11 protein-coding genes and 1 tRNA gene are annotated in these 13,010 nt (G+C 37.9%); 8 read left to right on the forward strand and 4 right to left on the reverse strand.

All coding sequences use genetic code 11. The features are described 5' to 3' along the window. Position 1 precedes the first annotated feature (1 nt). A complete protein-coding gene (locus AOM43_RS12275; RefSeq protein WP_059360496.1) occupies positions 2-886 on the reverse strand; it encodes a glycosyltransferase in 885 nt (294 codons plus the stop codon). An 8-nt stretch (positions 887-894) separates the two neighbouring features. Continuing rightward, positions 895-1,644, reverse strand: a complete 750-nt coding sequence (locus tag AOM43_RS12280; protein WP_013924074.1) for a glycosyltransferase family protein — start codon at positions 1,642-1,644, stop codon at positions 895-897. A 159-nt stretch (positions 1,645-1,803) separates the two neighbouring features. On the opposite strand from AOM43_RS12280, the gene AOM43_RS12285 reads away from it, so the two are divergent. The 7 genes from AOM43_RS12285 to AOM43_RS12315 all read left to right on the forward strand — a co-directional run bounded on the left by AOM43_RS12285 (position 1,804) and on the right by AOM43_RS12315 (position 10,640). After that, entirely contained in the window at positions 1,804-2,583 is a 780-nt protein-coding gene (locus tag AOM43_RS12285) for a class I SAM-dependent methyltransferase (protein WP_006340720.1), read from the forward strand. A 143-nt stretch (positions 2,584-2,726) separates the two neighbouring features. Continuing rightward, the gene (locus AOM43_RS12290; protein ID WP_226987529.1) at positions 2,727-3,770 is read left to right on the forward strand and encodes a hypothetical protein; all 1,044 of its coding nucleotides are present in this window, start codon (positions 2,727-2,729) and stop codon (positions 3,768-3,770) included. A 112-nt stretch (positions 3,771-3,882) separates the two neighbouring features. Beyond that, the gene (locus tag AOM43_RS12295; protein WP_013924071.1) at positions 3,883-4,281 is read left to right on the forward strand and encodes a hypothetical protein; all 399 of its coding nucleotides are present in this window, start codon (positions 3,883-3,885) and stop codon (positions 4,279-4,281) included. A gap of 104 nt (positions 4,282-4,385) precedes the next feature. After that, positions 4,386-6,089 (forward strand): type IV pilus biogenesis protein PilM, encoded by a 1,704-nt coding sequence (locus AOM43_RS12300; protein ID WP_059360500.1) that lies wholly within the window; start codon positions 4,386-4,388, stop codon positions 6,087-6,089. 6 nt (positions 6,090-6,095) lie between these two features. Continuing rightward, entirely contained in the window at positions 6,096-6,719 is a 624-nt protein-coding gene (locus AOM43_RS12305; RefSeq protein ID WP_013924069.1) for a hypothetical protein, read from the forward strand. A 2-nt stretch (positions 6,720-6,721) separates the two neighbouring features. Further along, complete coding sequence (locus tag AOM43_RS12310) at positions 6,722-8,002, forward strand: toxin-antitoxin system YwqK family antitoxin (RefSeq protein WP_059360502.1); 1,281 nt, start codon at positions 6,722-6,724, stop codon at positions 8,000-8,002. A gap of 307 nt (positions 8,003-8,309) precedes the next feature. Beyond that, a complete protein-coding gene (locus AOM43_RS12315; RefSeq protein WP_059360504.1) occupies positions 8,310-10,640 on the forward strand; it encodes a S9 family peptidase in 2,331 nt (776 codons plus the stop codon). Positions 10,641-10,817: 177 nt separating this feature from the next. Here AOM43_RS12315 and AOM43_RS12320 read toward each other — a convergent pair. Further along, a tRNA-Ser gene (locus AOM43_RS12320) sits at positions 10,818-10,905 on the reverse strand. A gap of 356 nt (positions 10,906-11,261) precedes the next feature. On the opposite strand from AOM43_RS12320, the gene AOM43_RS12325 reads away from it, so the two are divergent. Further along, positions 11,262-12,380 carry a hypothetical protein gene (locus AOM43_RS12325; RefSeq protein ID WP_013924066.1) on the forward strand — a complete coding sequence of 373 codons (1,119 nt, stop codon included), beginning with the start codon at positions 11,262-11,264 and terminating at the stop codon, positions 12,378-12,380. On the opposite strand, the gene AOM43_RS12330 is transcribed toward AOM43_RS12325, so the two are convergent. Next, complete coding sequence (locus tag AOM43_RS12330; protein ID WP_013924065.1) at positions 12,358-12,834, reverse strand: hypothetical protein; 477 nt, start codon at positions 12,832-12,834, stop codon at positions 12,358-12,360. The two genes, AOM43_RS12325 and AOM43_RS12330, sit on opposite strands and share 23 nt — an antisense overlap. Positions 12,835-13,010 lie beyond the last annotated feature (176 nt).

The raw sequence follows: 13,010 nt of genomic DNA on the forward strand, positions 1-13,010 counted from the left end.
GTTAGTCTTCCAATCTTTCATAACGAGGCATCTTTCGGATGTAACGATCTAAATTGTTTTGTAACTGAGGATTGACTTTATTGTCATTGATTTGATTGACGATGTTATACCAATAGACAGGACGAGAAATGAAGGCATGTCTTTCTCCACACATTTCTGCAATAGGAAACATCATTGCCATATCCCATGTCATAGGAAAAAATTTTCCTTCATAGCGCAGATCTTCAAGTTTGATTTTTTTGTAAATCCACGCATAGAAAGTTCTCAAATGCGAAGGACATTTTTTAAATTCTCTAAATGCATTGCGTTTGATAATGTCTTGAGGAATTGGCTCTGACCAACCCAATACACGTGTAGGATAATGAATGAGTGTTCCATGCGTCATCCACACATCTCCTTCATAAGCCTCATTGAGTGTATCCAACACTTGTGGATCATGCAGCCAATCATCTCCATCAACTGTAACCGCAATTTCGTAGTCTTGACAACTATGAACAGCTCTTGTGATGTTTTCTAGAGCCCCACACCGTTTTTTATTGATTACTAATGTAAAAAAATGCGGCTCTCGATTCACTTCTTCAGAGAAGCGAAGAATTGATTCCCGATAGTCCTCGGATTCATCAAATTCGATGAGTTGATAAGGAATCATATTGTCAATCAAATAAGATTCGACAACTGCCCCTGTGTTATCAGGTGAATGATCATCAATATAGATAATGCGGTAATTGTCGTATTCTTGTGAAAGCAGAGAATGCAAGTTCGCATGGTGCCAATGCACATTTTTATAAGATGGTACAATAAAAACCATCTCTTTTTCTGGAAGCTTAGCTTCTAATGCAAATGCCCAAAAAACGAACAATAACGCCATTAAATGTTTTAATTTCATAACTTAATTTATCCCTTTCGCATTTCTTCATGATTTTTATCCAATGCAATCAATTTTGGCAAAAAGGGAATTCTCAAGCCCTGCGGATAGCAATAGGAAGGAGACAAAATAACTGTTGGAGGATTGTTGATACAAAATCGATTCCAATGACTTTCATCGTGCCATACGGCAATAATCCCATTTTGCATATCTTGATCAATATTTACTGCATTGGTGTGGACAATATTTAAGAATTCATCTTTAGTTCCGCCATAAAATCCCCCCGCGAAATAATCGTTGCCTTCTCCTTGAGGAATGTAAGCTGTAGAAAGAGGATTTCTTTCATAGGTATAGCTACTCTTAGGCCGGTTAATAAAGCCTGGATGCCTTGTCGCTACGCGGTTTCCTAAAATTTCATCCCCTACCTCACCAACAAAGAGCATATCAGCATCACATGCGTACAAATAATCTTGTCCAGCAAAAGCATCTCGATGCATATCATAAACGTGATAACGCATCATGGTATCATATGGCCATCCCATCTTAGCGTGGAAAATGGGCACAACATTTGGCATCGGCTCTAAATATCCATCTGTGAATACAAAGTAGGTTACCTTATGGTTTTTACAAAAAAAATGATCGGCAGACTTAACCAAAGGAGGAACGAAGGAAACATACTTTCCTGTAGCCATCACAAGCAAGCCAACATTGGCAGCATAAAGAGCGTGGCTAAATAACAAACACAAACCGATTAGAATCTTTAAACTTCTAGTTAACATACAGAAACCTCTTGTTACTATTTTTAAAACGGCTTTTTCTTGTTTCCAGTGATCAAATCACAAAATAATTAATTTGTCAAATACGCAAATTTATTGTAAAAGTGAGCAACACTTATTTTGAACAAACAGAAACATCTTTTATGAACCTCAGGAGTACCTATGAAAGCGATTATTTACGGCATGATTGCCTGCTTGATTCCATGTTTTGCTTTTGCTGATTATTCTGTTGAAGCTTTATTAAATCCCTATAAAGACTACCTTGAGCAAGGAACCTATGTGGGAGAAGATTGGAGCGCATATGAAACAATTCCAAAATCTCGCTATGAAACGTTCAAAGCAGCTTTTGAACATTTTGTTGCAAATGACGGAAAAGTGATTGTTGAGTTGGGAACATCCCGTAGCTTTACACATGGTGGACACCCCGGCTGTAATTCTAGCAATCCGACTTATTGGACACCTCAACAACCTGAAAACTGGGATTGGGGCGCAGGCTTTTTCACACGCATGGCGGCCACATGTCTCCATCATCTTCAGCCACAATTTCATACGGTAGATTTAATTCCCCAGCACATTACACGCTGCAAAATTATGACATATGACTTTAAAGATATTCTCACTTACCACGTTGCTTCTTCGGAAGATTATTTAAAGAAGTGCTCTTTTCCGGATGGAATTGATCTCCTTTATTTAGATACAGGAGACATGACACCCATTGAACCAACCGCTGAATTACAGTTGAATGAAGCCAAAATCATTGTCCAACGTAATCTCATTGCCAAAAACGGCATTATTTTAATCGATGACGTGCGCAATCAAACCCCAAGAAAATATGGAGATCGTTCAGGCTTAGGCAAAGCGAAATATTCTCTTCCCTATTTGCTCGATCATGGTTTTGAAATCGTCATGGATGAATATCAAGTGATGTTACGAAAAAAATAAAATCATGCACGCATCTACACCATCTCATAGAGCATTTTTGTGAGATGGTGAAAGATAAAAACTAACATCATCAAAAAGAATTTCATAAAATGAAAAAAAATATCGCATTCATCTACTTTATATTTATTATATTCAACATTAGCATGTTAGACGCATCTCCTAAGGTCTTGCACCTCACTTTTCATCGGGGATGTCAAACAGAAGTAGAAGCTCTAGCTCAAGAATTTTCTCTTGATCTCACAACATGGTTTATTCCAGATTTGCCTCCAGGATGGTTTGATGGACAAGCTCAAGGATGTGCCTTATACAATATCGATCATGCGCGTGCAGAAAGAATCTGGCAATTGCACAAACCCTTTTTTGAAACTTTTGACGCCATTATCACAACAGACACAGCTCCACTAGCGCGCATTTTTTTGCAAAATCATTGGAAAAAACCTCTCATCGTTTGGATATGCAATCGCTTTGATTACACGGATCAAGCAAGCTTAGATTGCACATTTCCCGATCCTGAATATTACTCTCTTTTTTCCAAAGCTCATTCTCAAAGCAACGTAAAAGTGATTGCATACACAGAATTCGAACATTACTATGCCTTAAGCAAAGGTGTCCATACAGGAAAACTCACCATTACTCCAGGTTTAACAACATGCCAAGAATCAAAACACTCGCTTATTCCTTCAATGGTCTCTAAACCCCAATCCTTTTTCCTTCCACCCTATCATAATGAAACCCATTTCATGGATTTGTCTGGGCATTGCAATTCTCTGGGACTTTCGAATTATTGTGGACGTTATAATGGTCCCTATGACTTAAAAGATTTTAAAGGAATTATCCATATTCCTTATGCCTGGTCTAATCTCTCCTTGTTCGAAAATTTGCAGCTAGGAATTCCTTATTTTATTCCTTCACCCAGCTTTCTTTTCGAACTGTCCCTAAAAAACACCTTCTTCCATCAAGATATCTCATACCTTATCAATCACAACCTCATCCATTTATCGGAGTGGTATAATCAATTACATGCTCCTCTTTTTATTTATTTTGACTCTTGGCAGGACTTGCAATATAAAGCCAATCATACAGACTATACGTTTCAAAGGAAAAAAATTGCGGCTTTTTCTCAAAAATATCGCAAGCGACTCTTGCAAAAATGGGAAAAAGTGCTAACAGAACTTAAATTAAAATAACCAATAATTTAATTTATTTTATATGTTTTTTCGATTATAATTAAAGTATAAAAGATAATTGAGTATTAGCTCTTAATTATCTTCAATATAACGTTCTCAAAATGGTGCGGTTATGATACTAGATAGTGAATTGAAAAAACTATTCGATAGGCTACATGACGAAGACTGCGTTCAGATTTCGCTAATGGGATCTGATATCTTCGTTAAAACAGATCATATCTCACAAATTTCACTCCTCACTCAGGTCTATTTTGGCGGAAACTTTATTCCAAAAAGTGTACGTCGATGCCTGACTGGTAAAGCCCCTTTTGATGACAGCGCCCTTGAAACTTTTTTAACAATGGATGAAGGGCAATTTAAAATTTTCCTCAATTATACTGGTAATATCGAAAATCTTTCTCACAGAACTTTCATTGACGTTTTGGAAGAGTTTAGTCATCAAGCAGACGAGTGGAAATTGTTTTTAGATGAACATGACAAAAATGACCTTGTCTATTCGCACGTTAAATAGGCAAACGAACAAATCTTACTAAGATTGAAAGATTTATCTTGAATACTCTTGATTTTTGATCTATGGTTTTGACAACCTAGATCAAAATCACAGAGTATTTTTTCATGCTAGATTCACCCAACGCTTTGCATGTTTTGGGTTTGGATATCGAATCCAACAAATTAAAGGGCGTCTTATTAACAGAAGTTAAAGGCAAGCCTTCTCTGATTCGAATCCTTTTTTCCGAAACATTATCTAATGGAAGCAACTCCTCTTTTTTTTCCCAGGAGACAGCACAGACAATTAATACCCTTTCGGCAAATGCTCTTGTAGGGGTCGCTTTAAAAACCGATGAAGTCCTCATTCGTCCGTTAGAAGTCAAACTTAAAAAAGAGCAAGAAATTGCGTCGATTATTGATTTTCAATCAGAACCTCTACTTCCTTTTCCTGTTGAAAATGCCATTGTTGAATGGACAAAACTTGGAACAACCACAGATGGCTCTAAATTAACGATCATTGCAGCCCGAAAAGATTACGTCGAGAAAGAGCTCGCCAAGTGGAATGCATTTCATGTGGAACCAGAATTACTTTCATGCGCGCCCGCTGCACTTGCAGCGTTTAGTTCGCAGTTTTGCGACTTATCTGGGCCCCAATTAATTTTACACATCGGAAGCTCCGGAACCTCTTGCGTCATGGCTGAGGAAGGCAGGGTTATTGCAGCCCAGTCTGTTCCGCGTGGAATAGAACAACTTGTGCAAGCTTTTCAGCAAGATCTCTTACAAGCTCCCTTATTTAAAGAAAGATCCTTTGCTTCTCTAAAATCGGATGAGCTTAAGAATCTCCCAAGCTTTGCAGAAAACCTAGACCGCTTAAGAATTGACGTTACGCGCATAGTTTTAGGAATCTCAAAGCAGATTAAAGGATTTGAACCCCAAGAAGTTTTCTTAACTGGGGAAATTGGACAATATCCCGATTTAATCAATGAAATTTGTCAAAACCTGCAATTAAAGATTTTGCAACCAATTGAACATCAAAACTTTATATTAAATCGAGAAGAACTGCAATCTTATGCGATTCCTATTGGGATTGCCCTAACAGGGCTTCCAAACTGGAAAGAACAGATTAATTTTCGGCAAAAACAATACAACTATCCTCACCCATGGAAACGCTTAAAAAAATCGATTGTGACCTATTTTGGTGCCTGCGTTTTTCTTGCTTTTGCCCTTTACTGTTTTGGATCGGCCTACCTCAGTAAACAGACCGACCATCTTCGCACAGATTATGTCAATCTACTCGCTTCCATGCATCAATCATACCCCGAGTTCGAAGAGCTATTTCGTAAAAAAAATGGATTAGAACCTATTTCGACCGACGAAGATTTAGATCCTATGGAACTGTCTATTGATGATCTTTCTGCACGTGTTCAGTTTTTAAATAGCTTAGTCAGTACATCTCCTGATTCTTATCCTTTATTTCCTAATACGCCTGCTGTCAGCGATGTTTTAGCTTGGCTAGCTAAACACCCCTCCTTTAACCCATCTGAAAATGCTGATGAACAAAAAATAGAAGGCTTAAAAATTGAAAGCTTTACTTACAAGATGGTCAAAAAACCAGATAAAAGTAAAAAAAACGAAATTTACCAAGTGCGTGTCGATCTGGATTTTTCAGCTCCAACTCCCACGCAAGCACGAGAATTTCACGATTCACTGATTGCTCCCAATGAAATGGTTGATCCGAAGGGTGAGATTAAATGGGGCACAAACCGAGGTCGCTACCACACTTCTTTTTTCTTAAAAGATCGCACGTTATACCCATCATCTATTAAGTGAGACGATATGTTCAGTCAAATTCCTCAAAATAGACTCTTGCTCTACCTCATGCTTCTTGGAGCTTTGCCTTTATTTCTTTCAACAATCTACTTTTTTTCTAATGAAAATGCGGTAGATTCCTTGAAAAATTCGATTGAAGAAACAGAGAATCAGGTTTTTTTACAAGCAAAGAGACAGGCAAACAATAAGGCTGTCAGCAACCATTTTAGAGACGCTGATCGCTTTTATATTGATAAACAGCTGGAGCAATTGACATTTCTTAAGCCAGAAATTCAAAGCTTAAAAGATGTGATTGAAAACAAAAATTATGCGGGTGATGAAAACGTACGCAAACGGCTTGATTTCTTAACTGGACCAGGAAACAAACTTCTTTTTTCAGAAGGCGTGGTAGATACCCTCCCGGGTTTCCAAGAGACCATTGTCACACAGGTTCACCCAGTAGAGGTGGATGCTTCAGATCTTGCCACCATTCTAGCTCTCATTGAGGGACAAAAGATCGGCGAACATGAAGCTGGACCAAATCGTCCTCAACTGATTATAATTGATTTCAGCTTAGAGAAAAAAGCTTCGGTTAATAAAAACGAAACTTTTGCCCTTAACATGAAACTCTTAAAGCGAGAAATCTTATAATCATGTCCATTCGATCCTTATGTCTCTTAAGTCTCCTTCTCTTCACAGGATGCGCACGCTATTTCTATTGTGAATATAATCCAGATGAACTCTCTACAATTAATATCATCGATCAAAACGGCCTCTCGGAGACATTTACAAGTCGTGAGCGTGTTAGACAATATGAAAATGTCGACTTCATGACAAATCAACCCTATCAAAAAGTGATGCGGGTGTATGGAAAGGATGAGTTTGGTAATGCAAGAGCTTTAATCACAAGTTATCACCCCAATGGGCAAATCCAGCAGTATCTGGAAGTGGTCAATAACCGCGCTTTTGGAGAATATAAAGAATGGTATCCCACAGGAAAGCTTAAGCTAGCAGCTAAAGTCATTGGCGGTGTAGCTGACATCAATACAGCTGCTGAAAAAAGTTGGTTATTCGATGGAATTGCAAAAGTGTGGAGTGAGGAAGGTTGTATTGAAGCCTGTATTTGCTATTACAAAGGAATCCTCGAGGGAGAATCTCTATATTATCATTCCAATGGAAAGTTGTGGAAACGCATTTTTTATAAAGATGATAAAATTGAGGGAGATGCCGAAATTTTTCTAGATAACGGTGAACTTCTCCAAGTTACACATTACGTGGAAGGCAAAAAAGAAGGGGTCGCCAAAAGATATTGGGCTCCTTGTCAAGTGGCTTCTGAAGAGATCTACTGCAATGACTTGCTTGTCACCGCCTTTTATTTTGACAAATCGAACAACCTCATTGCCCAAATCGAAAACGGAAACGGAATTCGCGCTGTTTTCAACCGAGAAAGCGTGTATGAATTCCAACAATATCAAAATGGCGTACTCGAAGGAAAAGTATGTGTCTTTGATGAAAGAGGGTTCCTCGTCAATACCTACCATATGCTCAACCAAAAAAAACATGGGGAAGAAGTCGAATACTACCAACAATTGTTTAGCAGCCAAATCCCTCAACCTCTTCTTTCTATTCAATGGTATGAAGATAAAATTCAAGGGGTATGCAAAACGTGGTACCGCAATGGACAATTAGAAAGTCAACGCGAGATGAGCAATAATAAGAAAAATGGAATTGCTCTAGCCTATTATCTCGATGGCAATTTGATGATGATTGAAGAATATGATCATGGCAAACTTCTCAAAGGAAAGTATTACAAAAAAGGGGAAAAAACCCCAATTAGCGAAGTTGCAGAAGGATTTGGTCTTGTTACTGTGTATGATGCAGATGGTAACTATCTGAATAAATTCACCTATGCGAAGGGAAAACCGGACGAATGATTTCGCCAAATCCCCACATATGTTTGTTGCCATTAGGCACGCTCTTTAACAAATTTTTTCAGACTCAATCAAAGAGCTTTGCTCTAGATTTTTGCTTGCACCTTCCCTGATCTGGTAAACATAAATGGTCTCTTTGTGATTGAGAAATCGACCTAAAATTAAGGCTGAAATAGTTATAGCTTAGCAGTTTATTTAGAAGCCTTTATCATATGACTTAACTAACGAGGCACCCTCTTAAGAAAAAATTATTTTGAATAGAAAAAAATTATTTTCTTGTTTAAACTAAATCCACAAAAGAGAGGGATTCATGTATAAGAAAATGGTTCCAATTATCTTGCTTTCTGTAATAGCTCTCCAAAATTTTCTCTCCGCTCTTCCACAAGAAGATCTTTTCCAAATTACATTTCTTCCGAAAGAGATAGGAAGCCATGAAAAAATTGCTGTTCATCCTAATGGACAATCTATTATATACACAGTTCATCAAAAACCTTTAGAAGGTTTTCCTGATGATGCTTACATCATGCCTACCGGAGTTCCTTTTAACAGACTCCACAGTTATCTTTACATCTATGAACTAGAATCCGGAAAGACCACGCAAATTGGACCTAAGGATGCGAATTGTTGGCGCCCCTGTTTTTCTCCTGATGGTCAGAAAATAGCTTTTTATTGTGACAAAGAGGGATTTTCCAATTTATGGATTCATGATATAGCCTCAGCACAATCATCTCTTGCTTGTAAGAATGCGATTAGAACAAATCTGTTTGGATTAGTGGATCGTCCTTATTGGAGTCCCGATAGCAGCCTTGTTTATATCCCCATTCTTCCTTTAGAACATGCTGGTACTCTGAGTGATAGCAACCAAAAAAATCAAGAAACCACAGTTTGTTTGTATTCAAGTGAGAGTCCTCCTTCACAGCTTAATATTCCAGTATTTGGAAAAATCTCTTCAGTCAATTTAAGAACAGGCGAATGTAACATCATCGCACCTATTAATGAAAATGATCCTCTATCCTTTCAGTTTGCGCTCTCCAAAACAGGCCTATATGTTGCCTATCTTTCGTTCTTAAATGATGTATCTACAAATCCTTGTGATTTAAGAGTGTGTTCTGTTGATTCAAAAAAAACATTTAACATCACAAAACACCTTACGATTCGCGGTAAGACTGCAGAAATTGTTTGGCACCCTCACCAGGATAAACTAGCCTTTATAGAAAAAGGCAGGGTTTTTATCGCCTCATGGGATAAAAATGGAGAATATGAACTAAAAGAGCTTTCTAAGGGCTATGAAGCTATATTTTCAACAACCACATTAAGATTTTCTCCAGATGGTAAAACTCTATTGGCTGGAACCAACACTACAGACCTAGGCCATTCTGAGTACTCTCAGACTCTCTTTCTCTTTTCTTTAGAAGGGGCCTCTCCTCATCAAATAATAATCCCCAAAGGATGGAGTTATCATTCTACATTGGAAACAGAAGGTGGTGACTTTTGGCAACCCGAAAAAGACGTTGTGGTCATCAGTCTAATAAATAGCACAGAAAACGCGATCGTGAAATTTTATTTTGAAACAAATTGTTATGAAATCTTGTGGAAGAGCCAGTCTAATGTTAAAGGAATGATTGCCTCCAAAGAAACAAACCAGGTCTTTTATATCAATGAAAACCTAAACACCTCCCAAAATATTTATCGGGCTTCATTTGATTTTTCAATTGTCGCGCGTTTGACCCATATCGACCCCCTGCAAGACTTCTTAGAAGAAATCACTGCTATAGTCATTGAATCAACAGTCCCTCGTTACGATGGAACACTTGAAAAAGTGGACACAACCATTCTATTGCCAAAAGGAATACAACCGAATCAACAGCTTCCAGCCATTGTGGAAGTATATCCAGGAGCAAACCTTCAATCGGCAGTAAAACGCTTTGGGGGAGGAAATATTGCTTCTTTTCCTTCTCGACTTTTATTAGAACAGGGATATGCGATAGTATTGCCGGATTTGCGAAGTAGGCCTGAAGGTGAACCTGGCAATCCGATACAAGAGACAGTCGACCGATTGCTGCCTCAAATCTATCAGGCATCCTGTTTAGGATTGATAGATATTAATCGCCTGGGCCTTATTGGCCAATCTTTTGGTGGTTATGGCGCAGCGGGAATTGTAACAAAAACGAATCTTTTTCGAGCCTCTGTATCTATCTCTGGAATATACGACTTGACAGGAGCATATGGAATTTTTAGCAAAAATTGGGAAGGTTTTGCAGACACAGATTGGTACGAAAACAGGCAGGGGAGGATGGGAACCCATCCTTGGGAAAATATGTTTAGATATCTGGAAAATTCTCCCTATTACCTAGCTAAAGATATTTATACACCACTTTTGCTCATCCATGGAGAGAAAGATATAACTTTCGAAGTACAAGAGGCTCAAAAGATGTTTACCGCGCTTAAGCGGCTTGGTAAAAAAGTTAACCTTGCTGTCTATAAGAAAGAAGGACATGTGATCAACAACTGGAATCACTCTAATGCTATTGATGCAGTAAAACGGATTATTGCATTTTATGACCATCACCTTTTGCCTAAAGACAAAAAACCAGATGAAAAGAGATTAGTGGCATCAACGGACACAATATCAAATCGATGAAAATCAAGCTATATTTCGTAGGCTATTGAATTTAAATAAAAAGATATGACATCTTCCAAAATTTTGAAAAATTTTTTGTCAAATCCCAAGTAGATAAAAACGCACTTTTTCCGATCTGAGCTCGATCCTCGTATGAATCAAAAAATATTGATGTTTTCTGGAATAAGAAAAAAAGAATGGAGGAGGTGGGATTCGAACCCACGGTACGCGATAAACGTACACACGCTTTCCAAGCGTGCTCTTTCGGCCGCTCAGACACTCCTCCGAAATGAAAGAAAAGTGTAGTTGAATTTGGATTATCCTGCAAGAGCTAAATCAATCTGTTTCATGTAAAGCGGCTTTACATTGCGTAAGCTAGCAAAGATCAATCTTGCCCATTCAGATAAACAGAGCAATGCATCGCTCGCATTTTATGATAAATGCCATTAACAATCATTCATAACAAATTTATCAATAAACGCTCTTCATATGGAGCATAAGAAAATGGGACGAATAATACAGATAAAAATAATTTGCATCACCAAGAAGGTATTTAAATAATTTAATTACAAAAAGATCTTTTTGTTATAATAAAGTAACAAATCTTTCTGCCTTGAATATTTATTTAACTATGGTGATATAATGAATAAGTATGAAGGTTCTCCTTATGTTGACTCCATGCAAAAAGGTCAGTTCTTCGAAGAAGAAAAAGAAAGGGCGGTTTCCCACCCCACATCTTTTAAGCCTCTGAAACAAGTCGTCTTAGAAATGGTTAAAGCGACTCTAATGGATCAAAATGAAACCATTCCCGTTGATCATCAATTCCCTCCCTCTAACGAAGAAATTTTACCTACAAATATTCGAGAAAAAATGCTCGAATCTGTTGTTAGTGAAAAGGTGAGAGATTACGAACAGAAATTTGTTGACTACCTGAATGGGATATTTGAGCATGGCATCGTCAGCTCTAACCGAGCCATTCTTTTAGGAATTAAGCAAGTTAGCTCCTTAGACAAAAATCCACGCCCTCCTAATGAAGTTGAGGTTAATTGTATCTCGGATTTAAAAGGAATTCAAGTTGCTGTGAATGGACCTTCAGCAGAGACAAGCAAAGCAAAAGGAGCTTTATCCGTTGCCCTCGAGCGTAAACATGATACATTAACTGAAGACTTACCTCCCGCTCAACTCACACCTGAAGAAGAAAAATCCCTGGAAGGTTTACCAGCTACCCTAAAAGAAACATTCACAAAATTGAAGTTAAAGGATAAAGGGCCAACTTTTACTGAAGAAGCTCTCTCGATCTTATCTGATCGAGCAAATAGCAGTTTACTTATTTTAACAACACCACAAAAAATGCAACTCGTCGATAACGGTGGAGAATCTCTTTCGATTGAAAACTCAGTGATCCATGATTTTAAAGAGCAAACAGAAACTGAAGCACTTGATGGCTGTCGTGAAATCAAAATTCTAGCCAATATTGATCCTAGATCCTTCGATGTAGTTTTGCTCCCCAAAAGATTTGAACATCTGAGGGATAGTCTTAACGTCCCTCAAACATGCCAAGTGATCTTTGTTCCCGAAACAACAACAAAGGTCTTCTACAATTATGCTCCCCTTGACTCATCAGACAGCCGTACCGTCATTTCAGTTCCTTTAGAAGTGAGTTGCCCCAATTTTCTCGAAGCGGCTGCAAAGTACTTCAGAGAAAAGGGGCAAATGATTACTCACGTCAGCAAAGGTCCTAGCCTTCACGATAAAAGCTAGGAGCTGGTCTTAGAAAGTAATGAATTCTGTCTTTCACAAAAAGGGAATAGAGGATATCGATCTGAACATCAACTTCTTTTTGGATAATGGGCATGGCTTTTTCTGCAATTTGTTTTACAAGTTGGCAATTCTCTGGAAGAGCAAGTTTTTGACTAATGTAGCTTACTGAAAACACATGAGCAGCTTCTTCAGCCATACCTTTTTTAAAACCTTGATAGAGTGGGATTTCTTCTGCTTTCGATCCATTTTTTCTAAAAATATTCCCAATAATCCGATCCGTGTCTTCTCTTGAGAGATTATCCATTTTCTCGATGATCCATTCTTTAGTTGGCTTCCGAAATTTGGTTTCGGGTGCATAATGCCACTCTAGTGCTTCTTTAGCAGATTGAGGTGTCATTCCTAGCTTTTCCAAACTGCTATCTAATTTATATAAGTTTTCTAATATTGGATTCATAGTTACTCCTTATTATTTGTTTGTATTAAAAAAGAAAAGATGATTCCCATCGCTTGTAAATCATCTCTCTTTCGCTGAATTTTCATTCATAAATCTATTGTAATCCGGTTCAAAATTTGATACAGTCGTGCGCCTTAGAGGCCTTTTCTAAATCAAGAAAGAAACCGTAAAATCTA

The sequence above is a fragment of the Parachlamydia acanthamoebae genome, from assembly GCF_000875975.1.
GTDB classification, from domain to species: domain Bacteria; phylum Chlamydiota; class Chlamydiia; order Chlamydiales; family Parachlamydiaceae; genus Parachlamydia; species Parachlamydia acanthamoebae.